General features: G+C 45.1%; 19 protein-coding genes. 7 read left to right on the forward strand and 12 right to left on the reverse strand.

The window, feature by feature from the left end; genetic code table 11:
- Positions 1–86: 86 nt before the first annotated feature.
- The gene (locus NM125_RS11000) at positions 87–1,214 is read right to left on the reverse strand and encodes a hypothetical protein (RefSeq protein ID WP_255134976.1); all 1,128 of its coding nucleotides are present in this window, start codon (positions 1,212–1,214) and stop codon (positions 87–89) included.
- A gap of 352 nt (positions 1,215–1,566) precedes the next feature.
- Between NM125_RS11000 and NM125_RS11005 the strand changes: the two genes are divergently transcribed.
- On the forward strand, positions 1,567–2,871 hold the full coding sequence (locus tag NM125_RS11005) for a Glu/Leu/Phe/Val family dehydrogenase (protein WP_255134977.1): 1,305 nt from the start codon (positions 1,567–1,569) through the stop codon (positions 2,869–2,871).
- A gap of 3 nt (positions 2,872–2,874) precedes the next feature.
- On the forward strand, positions 2,875–3,282 hold the full coding sequence (locus NM125_RS11010) for an ATP-binding protein (protein WP_255134978.1): 408 nt from the start codon (positions 2,875–2,877) through the stop codon (positions 3,280–3,282).
- A 293-nt stretch (positions 3,283–3,575) separates the two neighbouring features.
- Here the strand turns inward: NM125_RS11010 and NM125_RS11015 are convergent, their stop codons facing one another.
- The 5 genes from NM125_RS11015 to dnaE form a co-directional block, all read right to left on the reverse strand.
- Entirely contained in the window at positions 3,576–4,907 is a 1,332-nt protein-coding gene (locus NM125_RS11015; protein WP_255134979.1) for a TolC family protein, read from the reverse strand.
- 1 nt (position 4,908) lies between these two features.
- A complete protein-coding gene (locus NM125_RS11020; RefSeq protein WP_255134980.1) occupies positions 4,909–8,016 on the reverse strand; it encodes an efflux RND transporter permease subunit in 3,108 nt (1,035 codons plus the stop codon).
- A 1-nt stretch (position 8,017) separates the two neighbouring features.
- A complete protein-coding gene (locus NM125_RS11025) occupies positions 8,018–9,082 on the reverse strand; it encodes an efflux RND transporter periplasmic adaptor subunit (protein ID WP_255134981.1) in 1,065 nt (354 codons plus the stop codon).
- 184 nt (positions 9,083–9,266) lie between these two features.
- A complete protein-coding gene (gene trxA, locus NM125_RS11030; RefSeq protein WP_255134982.1) occupies positions 9,267–9,593 on the reverse strand; it encodes a thioredoxin in 327 nt (108 codons plus the stop codon).
- Positions 9,594–9,782: 189 nt separating this feature from the next.
- Positions 9,783–13,997 carry a DNA polymerase III subunit alpha gene (gene dnaE, locus NM125_RS11035; protein WP_255134983.1) on the reverse strand — a complete coding sequence of 1,405 codons (4,215 nt, stop codon included), beginning with the start codon at positions 13,995–13,997 and terminating at the stop codon, positions 9,783–9,785.
- Between the two features lie 259 nt (positions 13,998–14,256).
- On the opposite strand from dnaE, the gene NM125_RS11040 reads away from it, so the two are divergent.
- The gene (locus NM125_RS11040; RefSeq protein ID WP_255134984.1) at positions 14,257–15,006 is read left to right on the forward strand and encodes a hypothetical protein; all 750 of its coding nucleotides are present in this window, start codon (positions 14,257–14,259) and stop codon (positions 15,004–15,006) included.
- Between the two features lie 18 nt (positions 15,007–15,024).
- On the opposite strand, the gene NM125_RS11045 is transcribed toward NM125_RS11040, so the two are convergent.
- On the reverse strand, positions 15,025–15,294 hold the full coding sequence (locus tag NM125_RS11045) for an acylphosphatase (RefSeq protein WP_255134985.1): 270 nt from the start codon (positions 15,292–15,294) through the stop codon (positions 15,025–15,027).
- A 94-nt stretch (positions 15,295–15,388) separates the two neighbouring features.
- Between NM125_RS11045 and NM125_RS11050 the strand changes: the two genes are divergently transcribed.
- Together NM125_RS11050 and NM125_RS11055 are read left to right on the forward strand one after the other, a co-directional pair.
- The gene (locus NM125_RS11050; protein ID WP_255134986.1) at positions 15,389–16,321 is read left to right on the forward strand and encodes a hydrogen peroxide-inducible genes activator; all 933 of its coding nucleotides are present in this window, start codon (positions 15,389–15,391) and stop codon (positions 16,319–16,321) included.
- A complete protein-coding gene (locus NM125_RS11055; protein ID WP_255134987.1) occupies positions 16,321–17,265 on the forward strand; it encodes a TerC family protein in 945 nt (314 codons plus the stop codon). The genes NM125_RS11050 and NM125_RS11055 overlap by 1 nt, the downstream gene beginning before the upstream one ends.
- Positions 17,266–17,370: 105 nt before the next feature.
- Here the strand turns inward: NM125_RS11055 and NM125_RS11060 are convergent, their stop codons facing one another.
- The 3 genes from NM125_RS11060 to NM125_RS11070 form a co-directional block, all read right to left on the reverse strand.
- Positions 17,371–18,570 carry an NAD(P)/FAD-dependent oxidoreductase gene (locus NM125_RS11060; RefSeq protein WP_255134988.1) on the reverse strand — a complete coding sequence of 400 codons (1,200 nt, stop codon included), beginning with the start codon at positions 18,568–18,570 and terminating at the stop codon, positions 17,371–17,373.
- A gap of 132 nt (positions 18,571–18,702) precedes the next feature.
- Positions 18,703–19,230: a GNAT family N-acetyltransferase gene (locus NM125_RS11065; protein WP_255134989.1), complete on the reverse strand. Its 528-nt coding sequence runs from the start codon at positions 19,228–19,230 to the stop codon at positions 18,703–18,705.
- 232 nt (positions 19,231–19,462) lie between these two features.
- Complete coding sequence (locus NM125_RS11070) at positions 19,463–19,660, reverse strand: DUF3185 family protein (protein ID WP_255134990.1); 198 nt, start codon at positions 19,658–19,660, stop codon at positions 19,463–19,465.
- Positions 19,661–20,067: 407 nt separating this feature from the next.
- Here NM125_RS11070 and NM125_RS11075 point away from each other — a divergent pair, with 407 nt between their 5' ends.
- Together NM125_RS11075 and NM125_RS11080 are read left to right on the forward strand one after the other, a co-directional pair.
- Positions 20,068–21,060, forward strand: a complete 993-nt coding sequence (locus NM125_RS11075) for a hypothetical protein (RefSeq protein ID WP_255134991.1) — start codon at positions 20,068–20,070, stop codon at positions 21,058–21,060.
- 151 nt (positions 21,061–21,211) lie between these two features.
- Positions 21,212–22,936: an ATP-dependent DNA ligase gene (locus NM125_RS11080; RefSeq protein WP_255134992.1), complete on the forward strand. Its 1,725-nt coding sequence runs from the start codon at positions 21,212–21,214 to the stop codon at positions 22,934–22,936.
- Here the strand turns inward: NM125_RS11080 and NM125_RS11085 are convergent.
- Both NM125_RS11085 and NM125_RS11090 read right to left on the reverse strand, forming a co-directional pair.
- Positions 22,933–23,598, reverse strand: a complete 666-nt coding sequence (locus NM125_RS11085; protein ID WP_255134993.1) for a hypothetical protein — start codon at positions 23,596–23,598, stop codon at positions 22,933–22,935. The two genes, NM125_RS11080 and NM125_RS11085, sit on opposite strands and share 4 nt — an antisense overlap.
- Positions 23,599–23,703: 105 nt before the next feature.
- Positions 23,704–24,264 carry an LPP20 family lipoprotein gene (locus tag NM125_RS11090; protein WP_255134994.1) on the reverse strand — a complete coding sequence of 187 codons (561 nt, stop codon included), beginning with the start codon at positions 24,262–24,264 and terminating at the stop codon, positions 23,704–23,706.
- Positions 24,265–24,284: the final 20 nt, after the last annotated feature.

A 24,284-nucleotide genomic window follows, 5' to 3' on the forward strand; every position in this document is an offset into this window, starting at 1 on the left:
TCATGAAGAATGCAGAGTATGAAACAAAAAAAAGGCGTACTCACCAATGTGAGCACGCCTTAGTATGAGGTATTTGCCTTTAAATATCAATAGCCAATCAATCCCAACAACTGCTCTCGCACTTCATCGTTAATAGAAATTGCCAGTACGATAGATACAGCCAGACCAATCAATGCATAGGTCAGGTCTTTGAATGCCATCCCAAGCACTTTGCCCATAGGCCGCCCTTTCTCCTTTCCGTCCATAATGCTCATTCCGATTTCACGGCCGGCAAGCAGCCCCAGGAATACCCAGGTGGTACTCATAGGCACTGTACTAATTGTCAGTTTGTACACAAGCAAGATAGCGTACACAAAGTCGATGATGGTCGCAGAACGGACATCGGTAACCCGGGATTTCTCGGTCACGATCTCCTGAATCTTATCCCCTCTCAGGTAGAACAGCAGTCCAAGGCCGAAGAAAATGAAGAGTGCAAATCCAAGGAATTGAGAAAACTCTAACGACCGTGGTAAGTACACCGCGATGTTGGCAGCATCCTGCATAACCCAGACAGCCCAAAGCGTACCGGAAATAATCCACTGCAGCGGAAGCCAGAATTTTTTAGGCTCTCCTTTAAATCTTTTCTCAATAGTATTTGTAACTAATAACCATACTAAAAGTCCGGTTACAAGGGCAATTCCATATCCCTGTAAACTCTTGCCGAGCACCGAGGTAATACCCTCAGCAGAAGTAGCGAAACAGCTTAACAATAAGAAGGTAGTTGAAACCGGCATCCGCATACGGGTCAGTATCAACAAGAATACAGGCGCGGCTACCTGAAGAAATGAAAACTCAGTGGGTGCTTCCGAAAACCCTTTGGATGACAGCCGCTGGTACGTTACATCCCCGTCAAATATATACCAGCTTACAGAAACAGTGACCAGGAAAATTCCCCCGATCCACAACCAAAGCATCCACCATTTTTTGTCCATGTTGGAAGCCAGAAAGGTACCGATGGTTTGAATACTGTCGTTGGCAATGGCAGAGTATCCGGCAAAAATGAAACCGACCCACATGGCCAGTTCTGCATAAGGGAAAACCACACCGGAGATAAAAAAGAAAAGACCAATCAGGCCTATAAAAATTCGTTCCTGTTTAATTACATCATAAAAACCCGTTGGGATTAACCGTTCTATCGGACTTTGTTCACTTTCGTTCGGTTGTGTATTAGACATTGATATGAGTTAGTGTGCTGAATTTTGCCCAAGGGTACTAAGCTCATGTTAAGACAGTGTTACGAGAAGCCGATTTGCCCGATACTTAACAATTTTATAACAATGGCGATTTTCACCTAAAGTATTGGCTGGCTTTAAAACACATCATGAGCCAAATGGTCGATTATTTATCTTGACAAAAACTGAAAAGGCTTTCTGAAGACAGATTAACATTTCGATACTGAACTGCGCTGGTTTCTGCCAAAATTTCATCGTCTTTTTTCTATAAAGTTATACTTGTTTTCCATATTCCTTTTATATTTGGAACCGCTTTTTTGAGCGATTCAAGCTACAAAACCATCAAATACAGACGATGTCCACAAAAGACTCTATTGCCAGCGGTTATTACAAAGAACCGGTTCCTCATATTGCACACGACTCCCCCTTTGCTTCCATGATGGAGCGCTTTCGGTTCGCAGCGGAAATTCTCGATTTAGATGAGGGTGTTTTTAAATATTTATCCAGTCCCGAAAAGGTGGTCATGGTTTCCATCCCGGTAACCATGGACGACGGGCGCATCGAAGTGTTTGAAGGGTACCGCGTAATTCATAACAGTATTCTTGGCCCATCCAAAGGTGGAATCCGGTATTCTGAAGACGTCACCATTGATGAGGTAAAAGCTCTCGCAGCCTGGATGACCTGGAAATGTGCCGTCGTCAATGTTCCCTTTGGCGGAGCAAAAGGCGGCGTTCGGGTAAACCCAAAGAACTTATCCCAGGCTGAACTGGAGCGACTTACCCGACGGTACACCGCCAACATGCTGGATGTTTTTGGACCCGATCGTGACATCCCCGCCCCGGATATGAACACCAATGAGCAGGTGATGGCGTGGATCATGGACACCTACAGCATGAAACAAAAGAAAACAGAAAATGCTGTTGTTACCGGAAAGCCCATTATTCTCGGGGGCTCAAAAGGGCGAAAAGAAGCAACCGGCCGCGGGGTGGTAACCTGTACACTTGCGGCTTTAGGTAAACTTCGCATTTCCCCAAGCAACACAACCGTTGTAGTTCAGGGATTCGGAAATGTGGGTTCTGTTTCTGCACAGCTTATGTATGAGCAAGGAGCTGAAGTAATTGCTATCAGCGATATCAGCGGCGGTTATTACAACAAGAATGGTATCGACATTGAAGAAGCTATTCGCTATTCCCAAACGCACGGAAATTCGCTGGAAGGTTTTGACGGAGCTGAGCCCATCAGCAATCAGGATCTGCTTGAACTTGAATGTGATGTATTGATTCCTGCTGCTAAAGAAGATCAGATTAACAAAGAAAATGCTTCCAGGATCAAAGCCAAGATAATAGCAGAAGGCGCTAACGGTCCTGTTACCGCCAATGCCGATAAATTACTGGAAGAGAATGGGATTATGGTCATTCCTGACATCCTTGCAAATGCAGGCGGTGTAACGGTTTCCTATTTTGAATGGGTGCAGGATCGGCACGGTTATTTCTGGACGGAAGAGCGCGTAAACCGCCGCCTGAATCGCATGATGAGAGAATCGTTTGACAACTTGTTTATGGTGAGTGAAAAGTATAGTATTACGCTCCGTCAAGCGGCTTACGTGTATGCCATCGACCGGGTGGCCACGACGCTGAAACTGCGTGGTATATATGCTTAATAAATGAAATTACTACAGACCCTTACCCTACAGTCAACGTACGAGGAAGTTGAAAGAGTGGAGCATATGCTTGCTGCTCTTCAGGAAGAACTCGGCTTTAATGATGAATTTTATGCCCGCCTGATGCTTACCGTTTCGGAAGCAGCCACCAATGGTATTCTGCACGGTAACAAATTGGATGAATCCAAGATCGTGACCATTAAGGCCTACAAGGACGATAGTAAGCTTATCTTTGATTCAAAAGATCAAGGGGAAGGTTTTGATCCGGAATCTATTCCCGATCCCCTGGCTGAGGAAAATTTACTAAAAACCAGCGGCCGTGGTGTTTTCCTGATGGAAGAATATGCCGATGAAGTTTCCTATTCCGAGAATGGAACACGGTTGAAACTGGTCTTTACTTTGCCGGAGTGAATGTAACTAAGCGGGATTTTTTTGAGCTACTCTTCCAGCCCCTAAAGTTATTCAGAGCGATAGCACCTGTCTGCAGATAATCATTAATAGGTACAGATCCTTTTCCAAATGTGATGCTTTGAGGTAATCAAGAAAATCCAAAAATCCCATAAATCAAGGTTCAAAACTATGGAACCTTGATTAGCTTGATTATAGGATTACCGGGATTTTCATTCAGAATCCCGAGAATCAAAATAATGAATATTTACCATTAATTAGTTCTCAAGCTTCCTACATAGACCTAAAGAAGAAACCTATTTTTCCCCCGCGGAAAGTAACCGGCCGCTTAATCTAAGTAGCTGAGTTTCCGCAGACTTCGCTTCAATTTGGGCGGCAATTAACCGGTTTTCAGCATCGAGTAAACTCTGCTGAGCTTCCCGTAATTCAACCGAGTTGATGGTTCCCAACCGGAAACGCTCCAGGGCTATCTCCTGGCTTTGTTGAGCATATTGCAGGTTTTCTTTCTCCAGCTCAATCAGGGAAAGGGCATCGCTGTACTGAGCATAAATCTGACGAACCTGGGATGTAACCTGAAAGCGTACATCCTGCAGACGAAGCTCCTGGTTTTTCTCAGCAATCTTAGCGTTTTGTCTGCGCCGGTTTTTATTCATTCCGTCAAAAAGATTGATCCGAGCCGTTACGCCATAGGTAAATCCACTGGTTTCAGTAAAATCCGCAAAGCCGCTACTGGTTTCCGTCCGCTGGTAACCATAGCCTCCGTTTAAACTAATCTGCGGGAAAAACTCGCCGGAAATCTCACGGATTTCAGCTTCGGCAGCATTTTGATTCAAACGTGCAATTTGTAATTCACTATTCTGTTGCAGCGCCTCCTCAATGAGTGGCTCAAGCCTCAACTTCTCCCCCAAAACGATATTGCTACTTACATCATAACCGGATAAAGACGTGTCAGCTAAAACCTGCGTGAGTAAAATCTTGGCTTGCTTCAGGCCGGTTCCGGATCTGATGAGAGCGGCACGGTCAGCATTGAGATCAGCCCGGGATTGTATGAGGTCATATTCTGAACCTGACCCCAAATCAAGCCGTGTCTCGGCTATACGAATTCGTTCTCTGGATACCTCAACGGTATTCTCCAGCACATGATAGGCATTCTGCTGGCCTACAATCTGGTAGTAAGTGCTGATGATATCGGCCAGCACCTGCTCAAGCTGAAGCCGGGCTTCTGTTTCATCAATTTCCTCTTCCAGTGAGAGCCGGTCGGAAGTGGCAAACATGGTTAAACCGTCAAAAATGGTCCAGTTTGCATTCAACCCATAACTGAATATGGTAGTCCGGGCATTCTGGTCGTTTCGGTCTGGAATGGCATTGGTTGAATATTCGGCCTTATTATCTTCAACGCTTTCATTGAACGTACCATCGGCTGAGATCACCGGCAGAAAACCGGCATTACCCGGTGAATTATTGTTGGCCGAAATCCGCGCTTCGTTTTCAGCTATCCGGATGGCAAAATTATTCTCGAGTCCGGTACGGATTACCTTTTCAATGCTTAATGTATCCTGGGCCATCAACGGCTTTTGGAGGAGGCAAGCGGTACCAATAATCAGTATAAACAGGGACAGTCTTTTCATTTTAAACAGGAGCAGTATCTAATTCTTTTTCAGCTTTCTTGATCGTCTCTTCGTCAATTATATCATCATCGGATTTCACCGGCGAGAGGTAGGAGTACATGGCGGGAATCACATACAGGGTAAGTAAACTACCGATAATCAATCCCCCAATTACAGCAATACCCATTGAGGTTCGGCTTTCGGCGCCGGCACCAAGGGCCAGAGCAATAGGTAAAATTCCCAGTACTGTAGAGATACTGGTCATCAAAATCGGGCGGAAACGGGCGGCAGAAGCATCCAGAATAGCGTCCATAATGGAAAGTCCTTGTCGTTGTCGCTGGTTTGCAAACTCCACGATCAGGATTCCATTCTTGGTCACCAGCCCAATCAGCATAATCATCCCGATCTGACTAAAGATGTTCAGCGTCTCATTAAAATACCACATACTCAACAGTGCCCCGGCCAACGCCAGCGGTACGGTTAACATAATGGTAAACGGGTCACGGAAGCTTTCAAACTGTGCCGAAAGTACCAGGTAAACCAACGCCAGCGCGAGCAGAAAAATGAAGCCAAGGCTGGAGGAACTGTCAACAAAATCACGGGAAGGGCCGGCAAGGCTGGTTACGAACGTGTCATCCAAAACCCCTTCTGCTATTTCATCCATGGTTTCAATACCGTCGGCGATGGTGTTTCCGGGTGCCAAACTCGCTGATATAGTAGCAGAGGCGTACCGGTTAAAGCGATATAGCTGAGGCGGACTGCTTTGCTCAGCAACCGTTACCAGGTTATCCAGCTGAATGAGGCGGCCCGAGTTATTTCGAACATACAGACTCTTTAAATCCACCGGTTCATTACGGTTTGCCCGGCTTACCTGACCGATGACCTGGTACTGCTTTCCATTCATGATAAAAAAGTCGAATCGCTGACCACTCAAAGAAAGCTGCAAAGTCTCGGCAATATCCCGTACGGAAACGCCTAAATCCTGAGCACGTTCACGGTCAATAGAAACCTGAAGTTCCGGCTTGTTGAATTTCAGGTCCACATCCTGATAGGTAAACATCGGGTTGTTCCTCACTTCTTCCAGAAATTCGGGTATCACTTCTTTAAGCTTTTCGAAATTCTGGTTTTGCAGCACATACTGAACAGGTAAACCTCCCCTGCTGCTGCCAATCGTTTGTTCCTGAGATACAAAAGTTTGGGCTCCGCTGAGATTCGTTACCAGCTGAGATAAATCATTGGCAACATCGTCCTGTGAACGCTCTCTGTTTTCGGGCTCTTTAAGGATGGCAAAGGCAAAACCGGAATTCACCGAACTGGAAGCCCCAAAACCCGGAGAGGTTACCGAGATCACAGATTTAGCCTCAGGAACACTGTCCTGAACCAAAGTAATAAGCCGGTCCATATAATTATCCATATACTCGTAGGAAGCTCCCTCCGGGGCTTGGGCAAACATCCGCACTCTGCTTCGATCTTCAAGTGGAGCGATTTCCTGCGGAAGGGTCATCATAAAGAGATAAATCAAGCCGCCGGAAGCTGCAATCACCAGGAATGAAACCCAGCGGTTATTCATGAAGGTCTGTAGCGAATTCTTGTACGCCTTATTCATCGCAATGAAAAACGGCTCGGTCATTTCATAAAACTTGTTATGCCGCTCTCTCTTCTTAAGCAGTTTTGTGGAAAGCATGGGCGTAAGCGTAAGAGCCACAAATGAGGAAATAATCACAGCTCCGGCTATCACAACCCCGAATTCTCTGAATAACCGTCCGGTGATACCACCTAAAAACAGAATAGGCATAAACACCGAAACCAATGCAGCCGATGTTGCAATAACCGCAAAGAAAATCTCTTTGGAACCTAATATTCCGGCGATGGTAGGTTCCAGTCCTTGCTCAATTTTGGCGTAGATATTTTCCAGAACCACAATAGCATCATCTACCACCAAACCAATAGCTAACACGATAGCGAGCAATGTTAAAACGTTAATGGAAAAGCCAGCCATATACATCACAAAGAAGGCTCCAATTAATGCAATGGGGATTACAACGACCGGGATAATAGTGGTTCGCCAATCTCTCAGAAACAGGAAGATAATGGCGATTACCAGTAGAAAAGCGATAAATATAGTCTGCTGCACTTCATCAATGGATGCCCGAACATATTCTGTGGTATCAAAGCCGATGGCTGTTTCGATGTCGGCGGGCAGATCTTCTTCGATGGCATCTGCCCGCTTGTAAAACTCGTCAGCTATCTCAATTTGATTGGCTCCGGGCTGTGGGATCAACACCACTCCTACCATCGGTACACCATCCCGTTTCAGGATGGTTCGTTCGTTTTGAGGGCCTAATTCGGCATACCCCAAATCACGAAGCTTGATGTTGCTTCCGTTACGCTGACTAATGATCAGGTCGTTGAATTCTTCTACGGTAGTCATTCTACCCATCGTCCGAACCGTTAGTTCAGTCAGGTCACCCTCAATACGGCCTGAGGGTAGTTCCACATTCTCGCTGGACAGTGCATTTCGTACATCAAGGGGGGTTAAGTCGTAGGCTGCCAGTTTCATTGGGTCCAGCCAGAGGCGCATCGAGTAGGTTTTATCTCCCCAAATTTGCACGCTACTTACACCATCAATGGTTTGAACGCGCTCTTTAAAATAGTTAATGGCCACATCGGTAAGCTGAAGCAGGTTTCGTGAATCACTCTTTATGTTGAAAAAGAGAATTGGACGGGCGTCGGCATCCGCTTTTGAAACCACGGGGGGATCGGCATCGGGCGGTAAACTTCCCACAGCTCTTGATACTCTTGCCCGTACATCATTGGCTGCCGTTTCGAGATCCACATCCAGGTTAAATTCTACGGTTACCGTACTTCTTCCTTCCCTGCTTACAGATGTCAGGTTTTTGATACCGGCAATCCCGTTAATTTCTTCTTCCAGCGGTTCGGTGATCTGCGATTCAATAGCCTCTGCATTCGCCCCAATGTACGAGGTACTCACCGTAACAATGGGCGGGTCAACAGCCGGGTACTCCCTTACGGGCAGGTAGTTGAAGGATATAATCCCAAACAAAACAATTACGATGGAAAAAACGGTAGCTAATACCGGGCGACGAATACTCAGTGATGATAAACTCATGCTACTCCGTTTCTACATTACCAATATTAACCGGCATCCCGGGACGAACCTGTAATAATCCGCTTGTAAGCACCGAATCCCCTTCTGCAATACCCTCGGTAATTTGAACTTTAGCTTCATTCCTAAGTCCGGTTGAGACCGTTTGAGGCTGAACCACCCCGTTTTTCACCACAAATACTTTTTGTCCCTGAAGTTCAGGGACGATGGAGATGGATGGAACCATCAGGGCATTGTTAATAGTCGAAAGCGTAAGTTCCAGGTCTGCAAAAGCGCCGGGTAATAATGCACCATCTTGATTCGGACTTTTAGCCCGAACTTGCAAGGAACGAGTTTCGGTATCAATTCTTGGTTCTTTGGCATATACATTCGCCGTAAGTGTTTTATCCAAACCGGAAACCGTGAATGCTACTTTATTTCCAACTTCTACCATTGCCGCATATCGCTCGGGAATGGAGAAATCAATTTTAATGGGATCAATATCCTGCAAAGTGGCAATTCTTGTACTTGGGGTGATGTAGCTTCCGTCACTTACATACTTAAGGCCAATTTGCCCGGAAAACGGAGCGCGAATTTCAGTCTTGGCAATTTGTGCTTCAATCAGGGCAACTTCTGAACGCATTACGTTTACTTCGTTCAGCGTAGCATCATACTCTTCCTGGCTAATCCCACCCTTGTCAAGCAACTGGGTCTGGCGTTTTTCACGGTCTTCGGCAAGGTTTAACCTGAATTCAGCCCGGTTCAGTTGCGCCTGCAATTCACTGTCGTTGATTTTGATGAGCAACTCTCCTTTTTCTACATACTCACCTTCTTCCAAGTAAATCTCTTCAATCAGACCGGAGCTTTCACTGGCCAGTTCCACCTCTTCATTGGCAAGCAAAGTACCGGTGGTAAAAATATTGTTTTCAATGGTATCGGGCTTGGTAACATATACATCCACTGAAAGGGTATTATTGTCTGAATTGTTGGCTGCCGTATTATTTGCTGACCCTGTTAATCCCTCTAATTTGGGAATGGCCAACAGGCCCAGAGCGATCAATACGCCTGTAACTATAAGTATGCGTTTCATTTATACTGTTTAAGAATTCGAAAGTGTTGCTAAAGGTAACCTTTGTGCAGGTTCCAGCATTCTTAAATCATGAAAAGCCTTGTAAAAGATTGTTTGTAATCCAGAGCCTGATATCTGATCAGTGCAACAAAAAAAGCGATGCAGGAATATCCTACATCGCTTTTATAATCGTAAAACTACTTGCTTAAGCTACCTGAGCTTCAAGCTGTTTGCTGAGCTGTGATTTTGGAACAGCTCCAACTATTTGGTCTACTACTTCACCATTCTTGAAAATCAACAGGGAAGGGATGCTACGGATACCATATTTAACGGATACTTCCGGATTGCTATCCACATCTACTTTTCCAATTTTTGCTTTTCCTTCGTATTCACCGGCCAATTCTTCAACAATCGGACCTATCATTCGGCAAGGTCCACACCATTCAGCCCAAAAATCAACTAATACAGGTTTGTCTGAATTCAGTACTTCATCATCAAAATTGGAGTCGGTTAACTCGATTGGTTTTGACATATCTTTTATTTCTTTATTGAGTGTTCATCAATTCTGAACAAATATCGGAATAATTCATTCAACATTACACATTCTTTTAAATTATTGGGGTAATAGCGGGGGTTTATGAGTTGGAGGGGTGAGGATTTGAGTTACGAGTTGCTGAGTACATATTGGTCATTGGAATTTGGTGCTTGGCACTTAACCAACTTAACTCCCATGCACCAGCTGCACCGCCTCTTCACCCAACACATCGCGTAAACCCCGCAGTAAATCATCATTCGGTTCAACCACAAAATTTCGAACGTTCATTTTGATCGGCGCATTCGCCTCTTCACTGTGAACGGCCAGTTTAACCTGGGTGCTTCCCTTATTAATGGAAAACAGAGTTTCGATCTGCTTAAGATGGTCTTTCTCCAGGTCAGAGGTCTTCAAGCTTATTCTAAGATTCAACTGCTCCTGGAATTTCTCACGCAGATTTTCAACACGTTCAAATGAGTTTGCTATTACTTTGGGCTGACCGCTTCGTGTATCCACGGTTCCATCGATAAACAACACATTATCGGTTTGAAGAAGCCCCATGTACTTATCATAGGTTGAACTAAAAGCGATAACCTCGGTGGAATTATTAAGGTCTTCAACTTGAAGGAAAGCAAACGGACGGCCTTTCTTATCGGTAACCCTTTTTACACCTGTTATAATGGCGATGAACCGAATATCCTGCCGGTCGTTCATCTGACCAAAAACCTCATCACTGAGGTTCTGTTTTCCAAACAATCGAATTTCTTCTTTGAACCGGCTTAACGGGTGTCCACTCAGGTAAAACCCGATAAGATCCCGTTCCTTATTAAGCCGTTCAATTTGAGTCCATGGGTGAACTTCCTGCAGCTTCGGCTCCTGTAAAGCCGCGCTTCCGCTTTCCCCGCCAAACAGGTTCCCCTGATTCAGGCGAATCTCCTCTTGCTTGCGCACAGCATAAGCCAGAATGTCCTCCAGCGAATGATGCAACTGCGCCCGGTTTGGATTCAGCGTATCGAAAGCGCCGGCTATAATTAAACTCTCCAGCGTTTTCCGGTTGCAGACTTTGAGGTCAACCCGCGTTGCAAAATCAAAAATGGAGGTGAAATCCCCGTTTTCTTCCCGTTCTTCCACAATATGCTGTATGGCTGAAGAACCCACTCCTTTGATAGCCGACATTCCGTACTGTACGCGTCCTTCTTTCGGACGGAATTTACCCCATGCCGTATTGATATTCGGCGGGTCCACCGGAATATTCATACGCTGACATTCCTCAATAAAAGCCGACACCTTATCGATGTTGCTCATATTGTGAGTCATAACCGCTGCCATGTACTCAGCCGGGTAATTGGCTTTAAAATACATGGTGTGGTAGGCTACTACCGAGTAAGCCGCCGAGTGAGATTTGTTAAATCCATAACCCGCAAACATGGCCATCTTATCAAAGACCTGCTTGGCGGTTTTCTCATCATATCCTTTCTCAACCGCCTGTTTGACAAACTTCTCTTCTTCCGGCGGAAGGAGTTCCGGCTTCTTCTTACCCATGATTCGGCGGAGTACATCCGCTTCACCGAGTGAGTAGCCACCCATTCGCTGTGCCACCTTCATGATCTGCTCCTGGTAGATCATAATTCCGTAAGTTGGTTCCAGCAGCTCGATTAAATCCTCGTGATCGTATTCTACTTTCTCCCGTCCGTGCTTACGCTCGATATAATCCGGAATGAACTGCATAGGACCCGGTCGGTACAAGGCGTTCATGGCAATCAAGTCGTTGATGCTGGTCGGCTTCAGGTTCTTGAGGTGCTTGCGCATCCCGTCACTCTCAAACTGGAAAATTCCGGCCGTTCCACCCTGCTGGAATACTTTATAGGTAGCTTCATCATCCAGGGGAATATCATCCAGGTTATACTCCTTACCGTAATTTTCTTTCACATAACCGATGGCTGTTTTCAGGATAGACAGGGTTTTCAGCCCCAAAAAGTCCATCTTCAGCATACCGGCATTTTCAATTACACTACCGTCAAACTGCGTTACATAGAGATCTGCATCTTTGGCCGTACTGACTGGAATGTATTCGGTGAGTTTATCGGGGGCAATGATAACACCAGCAGCATGAATCCCTGTATTCCGTACCGACCCTTCAAGAACGTAAGCCATTCGCAAGGTTTCGGCTTCCAGCCCTTCCCCATCCCGAATATCGCGGAGTTCTTTTACCTCAGCAAAAGCATCATCAAGAGAAGTTCCGGGGCGTTCCGGCACCAATTTAGCGATACGGTCAGCATCGGCCAGCGGAAGGTCGAGCACCCGGGCAACATCCCGAACTGACGAACGAGCTGCCATCGACCCAAAGGTGATGATATGCGCCACCTGATCTTTGCCGTATTTATTCACCACATATTCGATAACCCGTTGTCGCCCGTCATCATCAAAGTCAATATCGATATCGGGCATAGACACACGCTCCGGGTTCAGGAAACGCTCAAAAAGCAGGTCATACTCCAGTGGATCGATATTGGTAATCCCGGTGCAATAGGCTACTACCGAACCCGCGGCAGAACCCCTTCCCGGACCTACGTAAACGCCCATATCGCGGGCAGCAGCAATAAAATCCTGTACAATAAGGAAGTATCCGGCGAAACCCATTTCCTGAATAATACCGAGCTCCAGTTCAATACGTTCTTCCACCTCATCGGTCATTTCCTCGTAGCGTGGCTTGGCTCCTTCATACGTTAGGTGACGCAGGTAGGCATCTTCGGTATCAAAACCTTCGGGAAGCTCAAAGTTGGGCAGAATCACATCCCGCTCCAGCTTAATAGGCTCAATTTTATCAACAATATCCTGCGTGCTCTCGATGGCGGAAGGCATGTCCACAAAGAGCTCCTTCATCTGGTCCTGTGTCTTGAAGTAGAACTCATCATTCGGGAATCCATAACGGTAACCACGGCCTCTCCCTTTGGGTGTGCTCATCAGTTCGCCATCATCAATACAAATCAGGGCATCATGGGCTTTGGCGTCTTCCTCTTCAAGGTAAAACACGTTGTTCGTGGCAACCAGCTTCACCCCATACTTTTCAGAATAGCTTTTGAATACTTCATTCACCCGTTTTTCTTCTTCCAGACCGTGATTCAATACTTCCAGGTAAAAATCATCCCCGAAGGTATCCATCCACCACTGCAATTCTTCTTCGGCAAACTCTTCTCCTTTGTTCAGAATCAGGTCGGCCAGCCAGCCCCGCACTCCTCCACTAAGGCAGATGATATCTTCCGAATACTCAGCAATTACCTCTTTATCGATTCGGGGATACTTATAGTAATACCCTTCCGTAAAACCGATAGAGCTAAGTTTGGAGAGATTTTTATACCCATTCATGTTCTTGGCAAACATCGGGATTTGATAGCGCCTGTCTTTATTATCACGGGTGAATTTCTTCTGAAGCCGGTCCTCAACCACATAAAACTCACAACCAATAATCGGTTTGATATCCGCAGCATGGGCCGCTGCCGCAAAGGCAAAAGCACCGTACATATTTCCGAGGTCGGCGAGTCCCACTGCCGACATTCCCTCAGCCTTAGCTTTGGCTACTAATTCTTTAATTCCGGCCGTTGCCTGAAGTACTGAAAACTTGGAGTGATTGTGAAGATGGGTAAAAGTCGCCTTCTCAATCAGCTCAGCATCAACCCCGTCTTGATCTCCACTTTTTTTTTGAGCCGCTTTTTCTTCGTCGGTTTGCTTGGTCTTGAAGCGGGACGGGGAAACCAGATCAATATACTCTTCCCGTTTTATATAACTTTGCGACGACTCATACAGCTTCGCATCCATCGGGAAATTGACCTTGGTCGCCCCAATTCTGACCATTTCCAGGAAACAACGGGCGGTAGCCTCTACATCAGCGGCGGCATCGTGAGCGTCTTCAAAGCCTTTATCAAATAAAGCATGGTGTAATTCTCCCAACGACGGCCATTTGTAATTACCACCGCGTCCGCCTTCGATTTTAGCTACATCCGTACCGTCATCTTTAGTATCAATCTTGGGCTTGTCGATAATGGCGGAGGGTATCTTCTTTCGAAGATATTCTGCCCCCATGATCTTTTCATCAAAACTGACATTATGCCCGATCAGGAAATGTGCCCTGTCTATATCCTTTGAAAATTCCTTCAGAACAAACTCAAGATCTACCCCTTCTTCATTTGCCCTTTCGGTAGAAATACCATGAATTTTTTCCGAGTTGAAAGGAATAGTAAACCCTTCCGGCTTCACGATATAGTTACCACTGTTGATAAGCTTTCCGGTATGATCGTGAAGTTGCCATGCAAGCTGAACCAACCGGGGCCAGTTATCCAAATCGGTGATGGGAGCAGAAAAGTCGTTCGGTAAACCGGTGGTCTCGGTATCAAATATCAGATACATATACTATAGGCTTGCACAAATTTAGATTAATTTTCTGGTAAATATAGTAAGTCCACAACCCGATTGTAATTAGTTTCCGGGTTTTGCAAAAATATCTGCGGTGGTTTCAAGTTATAGCTAAAGAAATCAAAGACAACCTACTGGTATTCTGTCTTATAATTCATAACATACTTTTCTAAAAATCTTTTGTAAGATTAGAAAAGTAAGATAATTTACAACCACAGTTACTCATAGCAGCACCAATCAAAAATTTAAAGACATGAAGACGCTCAATTATATTTTATTTACTCTGCTTGTCGCCTCATTTACATCAGTTGCTCACGGACAAGTTGAAGACCCTGTCGATTATCAAACGGTACCAATAACCAATCAGGCCGGAACACAAATTTACACTGAAGATTCCAAGGATGTTGTTGGTAGTCCACTTATAAAAGATTCTTTCAAAAACGGGCGCATTCTTTTCGACTCTAATAAGGCTTCGGAGATAATGCCCTTAAACTTCGATGCCTATCGAAATCAGGTTCTGTTTATTAAAGATGATCAAATTCGGGTACTGAACACCAATAATGTCAGAGGTTTTGTATTTGAAAAACCGGCCGACTTCGCTTCGTCTGATAAAGTTCAGGAAGTATTTACTCTGCAGCTTAGAAATGAGGAATTCGGTTTTAGGGAACCTACACCTGTACAGGTATTATACAATCAAAAAACAGGACTTAAACTTCTGGCTTTGCATAGATCAAACCTGATGAAAGGGAATAATAAAGATCCATTTACAGGAAAAGTTACTGACCGTTACATAAGTGATACAGAGTACTTTCTTCAGACCAGAGATGGTAAAATTACAGAACTTCGTCGCCTCCGCGACAAAGACATTATGAATGTACTGGGTAAGAAGTACAAAAAAGAGCTCAAATCGTTTATCAAAAAGAATGACCTTGACGGAAAGTCCCAAAAAGATCTGGTGAAATTACTTGCTTACTATGACACCAATATTGCGCAGAGTTCTTAACCTATTTTGGAAGGTGCATTAAAACCGAACCTTGAATTCGGTAAATGCATCTTTTTCTTCTTCCTCTTCCACATCAATGCTTTGAACATACGCTGAGCGTGGGCCTTTCTTGCACTTTTCGATGAGCTGATCTACAAGCTTCTCATCTCCTTCGAACACGGCTTCCACGCGACCGTCCGGCAGGTTCCTGACCCAGCCTTTTACCCCAAGCGAACGGGCTTTGGTTTTTGTGAAATGCCGAAAGCCTACCCCCTGAACGCGCCCGGATAAGAAAATATGTTTCTTCACAAATCTACCTTTTTGTATTTAATGTTCTATTTTAGGTCTGCTAATATTATAAAAAGGTTTCTTTACCTTAGAGTTCAATTATTATACAAAGAATATGACCTTAACCCAGCTCTCATACATCGTTGCTGTTGACAAACACCGGCACTTTGCCACTGCAGCTCAGAAAATCTATATCACCCAGCCGACCCTCAGCATGCAAATTCAAAAGCTGGAGGATGAATTAGGTGTACTTATTTTTGACCGCTCAAAAACACCGGTAGTTCCTACCGCAATGGGGGAAGAAATTATTGAGCAGGCCAAGCTGATCTTAAGCGGTGCCAAACATATTGAAGATATGGTTGCCGTTCAGGGAGATAACCTGAAAGGCACATTTCGGGTAGGTATAATCCCAACCATAGCTCCCTATTTGGTTCCCCTTTTTCTGAAATCTTTTGTGGATACCTATCCTGAAGTTGAACTTATTTTTGAAGAAGCGTTGACCGCTGAAGTCCTGAAAGGCCTCAATGAAGACTATTTTGATGTGGGTATCATAGCCACGCCTACCGACAAGCATATGTACGAGAAAGATCTGTTTCTGGAGCCTTTTCTGGGTTATGTAAGTGTGGATCATGAATTAGCCAAAAAAGACAAGCTATGCATTGATGACCTGTATAAAGAAGATCTTTGGTTGCTGAACGAAGGACATTGCTTTCGGGATCAGACCATCAAAATTTGCAAGCAGAACAACGAGAAGCTCAATAAAGCGCCGATTATTTTTGAAAGCGGCAACCTGGAAACACTCAAGCGACTGGTAGAACAAAACTTTGGGATTACCCTGATGCCCTACCTGGCTATGGATGATTACGACACAAAGTGTGCGAACGGGGTGGTTAAGCAATTTGAAGACCCAATCCCTTCCCGAAAAATAAGATTGGTGTACAGCCGCGAGTTTTTAAAGAAGAACCTGATCGAAGCTTTTGCCGACCTTATCAAGCAATCCATCCCCGAAGAACTCGAATCTCAGGAAGAAGCGATGGTTATTGAATAATGGAACATAGCTTAACGCTCTGGATCATTTTCAACATTTTTATAGTAGCCATGCTGATCGTGGACCTGATGGTCTTCAATCGCAATGAACACGAGATCACTATTAAGGAATCACTGATCTGGACGGGAGTCTGGATTTTCCTGGCGTGTGTTTTCGGAGTTGGGATTTACTTCTATATGGATCCGGCCAGCTCCCTCGACTACTTCACCGGCTACCTGATTGAAAAATCCCTCAGCGTGGATAACATATTCGTGTTTATCCTTGTGTTCTCCTATTTCGGCGTGCCGGCTAAATACCAGCATAAAGTACTTTTTTGGGGGATTTTCGGGGCACTAGTGCTTCGCTTTCTGTTCATCTTTTTAGGTGTGGCTCTTATAGAACGCTTTGAGTGGATCGTCTATATTTTTGGAGCTTTCCTGGTGTACACCGGAATCAAAATGGCATTTGAGATGGAGAAGGAAGTGCATCCCGAGCGCAATCCATTGTTAAAACTGACCCGCAAGTTCATTCCTGTTACCAATAAATTTGACGGCCCTCATTTCCTCACCCGTGTTGATGGAAAGCTGATGGCTACCCCGCTTTTTGTAGTGCTTATTGTGATTGAAACCACCGATGTGGTTTTTGCCATCGACTCCATCCCGGCCATCCTCGCCATCACTACCGACGAGTTTTTGGTTTACAGCTCCAACGCCTTCGCCATTTTAGGATTGCGTGCCCTCTACTTTGCCTTAAACGGAGTGATGAAGCTTTTCCATTACCTGCACTACGGGTTGGCGGCCATACTATCTTTTGTAGGAATAAAAATGCTGATCGCCGAATTCTACCACGTTCCCACTCCCTGGGCATTAGGTTTTGTTGGCTTGGCTCTGATCGCTTCTATTTCCGCTTCCATATTCTTCCCCAAAGAAGACAAGGAAATGCCCAAGGCTCCGGAAGAAGAATAAATTCAAATCACTTCAAAAATCGATAATTCGGTCGATCGTTAGTCGCAATTCATTAGATTTATGAATGATCGATCGACCGATTAGCGATTGGCGAAGTGGACAACATCATGGCAAGTATGAATACCCGTGTCGCAGTTTCCAGAGGAAATATTTTTCCAGGAATACTTTGGTGAAATCGAAAAGGACATTCGGGATCATGATGGCAATTTTGCGTGGTTTGAACAGCGTGTTGCTGAAAATCAGCACTTCTTTCTCACCGGCATCCATTACGCATAAGCCTGCAATTTTGCCCCATGGCTTTTCTTCCTGTTCATCGATACCACGGATCACATTCACCACATTGTTAGCTACTATTTTCCCGGTCACATCACTCGGATATCCGGTTTTTGGTACACCAAATGGCACTTTTCCAGGTTGGAAAGGCGGGGCAACATTTACGGCTAATCCGGCTGCCCATACATTCTCAATGGTTTCGTGCCTGTAAGTAGACAAAGTTGGGACGAATCCATTTTCGCCGGCATTCAGGCTCTTTGAATTCTCAATTAGGTCAACTCCGGTAAACGGAGGCATGAGCATGGTAAAGCGAGACTCAATTCTTGTGCCATCCGTTAGTTCAACGGCATCTTCAAATACCTCTTTGACGCCAACTTCAGTATGATAAGTAATGTGAAACATGTCCATGAACTTGCGCAGCATGGTTTCGCCTCCCGGCATTCCGTCAATACCAAAATGGCCAAGGAATGGCTCCGGTGTAATCCAGTGCAGATCTACTTTCTTTCTGATTTTTTTATCCCGCAACCATTTTTCAAGGTTGAATAGAAATTCATAGGCGGCTCCCATACAACCGGCTCCCTGTGTTGCCCCAACTACAATCGGACCGGGATTCTTCACAAACTCTTCCAGCTTTTCGCGGGTCTTCATGGCTCCCGTTGGAGTTCCAATGTACAAGCCGTGCTCTTTTAGTCCGGGTACGGCATCGAAACGAACTTTTGGTCCGGTAGCTATAATCAGGTGATCATAGGGGAACTCTCCGTGTTCTGTGTACACCACTTCTGCTTCTGTATCAATTTTTGTGGCGGTATCCAGGACAAATTTCACCCCTTTCTTTTCCAAAACTTCTTTTCTGGAAATAGAAATGTCTGAAATCTCTCTACGGCCTGTTGGTACCCAGATCAATGATGGGATATATAGGAAATCGGGATTGCGATCAATCAGCGTGACCTCAACTTCACCCCCAAGTTTCCGTTTGATTTCAAGTGCTGCAGTTGAACCGGCAAAATTACCGCCTACGACTAAAACTTTCATGACGACCTCCTGTACTTATAAAAGATTGGTTACCTATAAAAATAACCCAATTTGTGAATTTTAGATGAAGGTCAGGCTGGCAAGAAGGTCTTAACTCATACTCTTGTTTACGACATCAAAAAACTGACTGACCTAATAGAATTCGAAGGGATACTCTCCAACCCCATGAACATCTTTAAGGACACCGGGCTTCAGCTCAATAGCCATGCAATTTTCGAGTGGTATGTCGAAAAGAAGGCTGATATCATAATCAGAACAGGGGCGATAGCCGAATCTTGGATAGTATCCGGAATGACCTACTAAAACTACGGAAGTAAATCCCGCCTCCCGTGCTGCCTTATGCCCGGCTTTGATCAGCTGACCGCCAATCCCTTTGCCCTGATTGTTCGGCAGAACGGTAACCGGGGCCAGAGCCAATGACTCCCACTCCTCTTTTTCACTTTTGATTAGAATTCGTGTAAACAAGATATGACCAACAACTTCATTCTCCCATTCAGCCACCAGAGATAACTCCGGAATGAATGCCTCTGAGTTCCGAAGCCGCTCCACCAACAGGTGTTCGGTTTGATCGCTGTACTCCTCTCCTTCGAAAGCCTTTTTGATAAGCTGAAATACATCAGAATGATCAGCTTTGGTTTCTCTTCGGATGGTAATATTCATATAATTTTTTGCTGAAGATAATAGAAAAATGAGGTCACCTCCGAAAAGAGACTTCAACATCATAACTAAGTCATGCGTCCTCTTTCCCTGGCGCATGCCTTCCGTTTCAGCAAAGACACTGATTGAAATCTTAGGCAGTGACCAGCCAACATCTTTTTCACAAAGTGCGTTAGGGAAAGAGACAGAGATAGGGTCAGGCGGTTGCAGAAAGGTCCCATGAAGTTCTTTTCAGCTACTTCTTCTTTACCAGCCTGGATCCGCCCAGGATAACGGCGACAACTCCAACCACCAGCATAATAATGGCATTGGTAGAACCAGACCCGCCAAAGGCCTGATCAAGTTCTGAACCGAACGAGTTGTATTCCTGATATCCAAAATAAAGAAGAAGTCCGCCGGCGATAAGAAGTGCAGTAGCAACAATACGATTCATAAAAGAAGTATTTATTAAAGTTGTGCCCTATCTAAGAATTCCGGGAAACAACCGCAATAATGATTTAACTGATGGGATTGTTTTTTACCTATCTCAATACTCACCCATCACAATCCCTGACAAATAACAGAAAGCACCCTGCCACGAACTGTCACCCGCTCTTCTTAGTTTAGTGTGAAGGAACTGAAACTGCCAAACTGTGGGATTGTTATCCTGAGCGAAGTTGTATTCAATACGTTTGATTGTTTGCCGCGAAGGATCTCAAAATTTAACCTATCGAGTTGTTCAGAATTTGAGATCCTTCATGTTAACCATTTCAGCCCTAGTTGCCTTACGATGTACTCAGGATGACAATAGCCGAAAAATTATCACACAACCACGTCCTTGTCTGCACAGGGAGGACCATTATGCTCAAAATCATCAAAGGCGGAAATCATGGAATACTGCTGCCCCAGCTGGGAATCGGGCTGGACTATCGCGGTAAGCAGGCTGAATATGTCTTTGTTTCTCACGGTCACGCCGATCACATTCCGTGGAGCTCCAATGCCGAAGCGGTGTATGCCACTCAGCCTACTAAAAAGTTCATGAAACTTCGGGGCGCCAAGTACGAGGTGCAGGAACTCCCATTTAAGCAATCTATAAAAACCGAGAACGCCAGAATCACTTTCTATCCGGCCGGACATATACTGGGCTCCGCCATGACCTTCGTGGAAAGCGACTTTGGCAACCTGCTCTACACCGGCGATTACCGCACTCCACCCTCTCCCGCCACCGAAGGTTTCGAACTCCCTGATGCGCAAATCGACAGCTTTATAACCGAGGCGACCTTCAGTCTGCCCGTGTACCGCTGGGCTGATTATGAAGAGCTGAAGGCTGAAATCACCGGCTTTGCGAAGTCCGCTTTGGATGAAGGTTATACTCCGGTCTTTCTGGCATATAATCTTGGCAAGGCGCAGGAAATCATGCATTTGGTGAAGGATTTGAATCATCCCGTGCAAATACATGGCGCCGGGTTTAAACTCTGTGATGTGTATGAGGAGGAAGGCATCGATCTGGGTAATTATGAAACCTATGACCGGGAGACTTGTGAGGGAAAAATCCTGATTTGTCCGAGTTCGGCTATCAATAACGGTTTTGCATCCAACGTCCGTAAGAAGCGAATTGCCTACTGCAGTGGATGGGCAGCGATGGAGTCGAGACGCAGTCAGCTTACGGTAGATAAATTAATCCCTATTTCCGATCATCTCGACTTTTTTGAACTGATTTCTCTTTGCGAACAGCTTCAGCCCAAAATGACCTATATCACTCACACGCCCAATCCGGATGTAGTAAAGCATTATCTGGACCAGCGAAATATTCCGTCACAGTTTTTAGATATGGAGGGAGAACAGGATGATTAGGGGAATTCAAAATTTGAAATTTAAAATGAAAAATGAGTTAACATCTGTAGTTGTAGAGCCATCTGAAATTTGGGAAACGAACTCACATACATTAACCACTCCATCCTCAATTTTGAATTTTGAATTTTGAATTTTACAAGATCATAAACTCGTGGCAAACTCAAACATCCATACCTTCCACGCTTTGGCTGACATCGCCCAGCAGATCAATGAGACGCGGGGGAGTAATGCCAAGATTAAAATCTGTTCGGAATATTTTAAGTCGCTGGATGATGAAGGTTTGAGACGGGCTGCCCGGTTTTTAGGGGAAGGGGCTTTTTCGGATGTATCAGGGAAACGGGCTTCGGTGGGAAGCCGCACCTACTCTACCCTGGCTGCTGAAATTTGTGAAATTGATTACGAGAAGGTGTTCAAGCCTTCCAAAACGGCCACCGGTAGTTCTTCCGAAACCATCGAGAAGTTATTGTACAACATCCCGGAAGCTCGGGCAAAATGGACGGCCGAAAACCTGTCCCTGGAACAAGTGGAAGATCTGTTTAACCGGCTCTATGAAGTTTCATCCCGGGCCGATAAGCAGGAAATCCTGAAGGAAGCCTGGTTCCAAATGACACCGCTTGAGGTGAAGTATTTTCTGCGAATTATGGGTCGGGGTTCGTTGCGTATTGGATTTGAATCCAAGAGTATTGTTTCTGCTATTGCCAAAGCTTTCGGCCACAAAGTGGATGAAGTACGTTATGTCCATATGATTACCGGAAGCATCGGAAAAACGGCCGTACTTGCTAAAAACGACCGGCTTGATGAGGCAAAGTTCACGCTTTTCCAGCCCATTGCCTTTATGCTGGCCTCCCCGATTGAAAGCAGGGCTGTAGAGGATTACAGCACCTATATCGCTGAAGAAAAATTTGACGGCATGCGCTGCCAGCTGCATGTATCCGGAGACAAAGTTCAGATTTACTCCCGTGACCTGAATGAAATCACCCATTCCTTCCCGGAAATTGTGGAATTCTTTTCGGAAAGAGAATTACCGGAGCTGGTGCTGGATGGAGAAATCTGTGTATTCAAAGATGACACCATCCTTCCCTTCCAGCTGCTTCAAAAGCGCATGGGGCTGAAAAAGCCTTCAAAGAAAATCCTGGAACAGTATCCCTGCCTGCTTATTTCTTATGATGTGTTATTCTACGATGGAAATCCCATCTTCGACCTTACCCTCACAGAGCGTCGAACATTGCTGCAAGACCTTTCCGAAAAACATAATCTTCCCATCACCACGCAACAGGAAATAGAATCCAAGGCACACATTGAAGAACTTTTTGAGCTGGCCCTCGCCCATGGCAATGAAGGGTTGATGCTGAAGCAAAAGGATTCCAGCTATGAGTACGGGCAGCGAAGAAAGTCATGGCTTAAGGTGAAAAAGCCCGGCGGTTCCATCGATACCATCATGATGTACGCCCACGCCGGAAGCGGAAAAAGAGGCGGTACTTATTCTGATTTCACCCTCGGAGTTTCGGTTCGGGACGACGAGCGGTACGAAGAAGAGTTCATCCCTATTGGTAAAGCCTATGGTGGATACAGCGATGATGAACTAAAAAGAATGAACGATCGCATCAAAAAAATCACCGCAGAGAAATACGGGCCAACCCTGGGTTTGTATCCGGATATTGTGGTGGAACTGGAATTTGATGACATTCAGGAAAACAAGAGAACCAAAGCCAATTACACGCTTCGGTTTCCAAGGTTCAAGGCCATCCGTTGGGACTTATCTCCCGATGATGTAGATACCCTCAAAGATGTGGAGCGGCTGTATCAGGAAAAGATAAATCAGGAACGACTGAAACAGGATCAAAATCCTTCCTTCACAATTAACCGCGAAGGCTAATACTCAATTACATCACTTTCTTTGACAGCAATAACCGTCAAAAAAGATTTATGCGTGGTGTATCTCCTGACATTATAGATACCGTTGTAAATCAGGTTGGATTTGAAATAGGTAATTCCACCCGACTGAGTGTAGTCGCCTTCCTCAAGCTGTCGTTCAATGGATTGAACCGAAATACGAAGGGCTTTAGTCAGATCCTGAAGAGCGTTGTTCTTAGCTTTCATCCATGCCAGGCTTGGGTTGTAGGAAGTTGCGCGGGTTTTACCAACGGCGAACCAGGTATCTCCTACTTTTTGAGGACCTACAAACAATTTGGCCAGAGCAGGTACTTCAACATTAATATCGGAGGATTTATTTGCCGGTGCAGCTACACAAACCGCCTGCTCATCGATAATTACGGAATCCTGCTTTACTATATTCTCACCAAAAGTAAGAACGGTATCTCTGATGCTTAATTCCGGAAAGTTATATGTAGAATAGTCATTAGCTTGAAATTCTTCGATGTACACCGACATAAACAAGTTGCTATTCAACTCTTCGAGTGCCTTTTGGCAGGCATCTTCGAATTCTTCTTCCGCCGAATAGGAATAGACCGGTTCAATTCCAAAACCATGAACGGAGTCTGATTGGTAGATCAGAACGGGCTGTTCGTCTTCATCCAAAAAAAAAGTACTCTGCGAAAACACGTTTCCACAGAGTACTAAATTTATAAGAAGGGTCTGAATTAAAAGTAGGTGACTAAACTTCACGAAAGCTGCGTTTCTAATTTAGTCTTCTAATTCATGAAGTTTGTTTTGCAGTTCTTCAAACGCTTTGGAAGCCTTAAACTTGGTGTAAAGCTCTTCGTCTTTAGAAAGTGCATTTTCAAGTACGGAACGAGCCTGACCTACCGGCATACGAACCAGTACATAGCAACGCTGGTTTACGTTACCACCGGTTACTTCCGGATTCAGTTGCTCACACTCGGCACGGTCGCGGGTAACACCATTCATCGTGTTGTTCACGAGCTGCTCGCTGGCACTTGAGAAAGTAGCCGCGTAGTTAGCATTGGGTCCGCTTTGCACTTCTTCTTCAAAAGATTTTTGAAGGGCAGAAACTTTTACTTCCAGTTTCTGAGCCATTGCAGTGGTTGCGTTGTTCTGAGCCATTCTCAGCGCTGTTCCCTGACGGCTGCTTTCAGCCTGTCCCGGAGCGTAAAAGAATTCTTCAGTATCTGTTGGAGGAACCATGATCCAGTTAGGCATAGAGCTCTGGCTGGTTACGGCTTTTTCGCCCCCGCAAGAAACCATGAATGTAAATGCGAATAATGTTAAAAGAATAGATTTCATTTTCATATCAATTACCCCTT

Origin of the sequence: Gracilimonas sediminicola (assembly GCF_024320785.1) — a bacterium.
GTDB lineage: Bacteria > Bacteroidota > Rhodothermia > Balneolales > Balneolaceae > Gracilimonas > Gracilimonas sediminicola.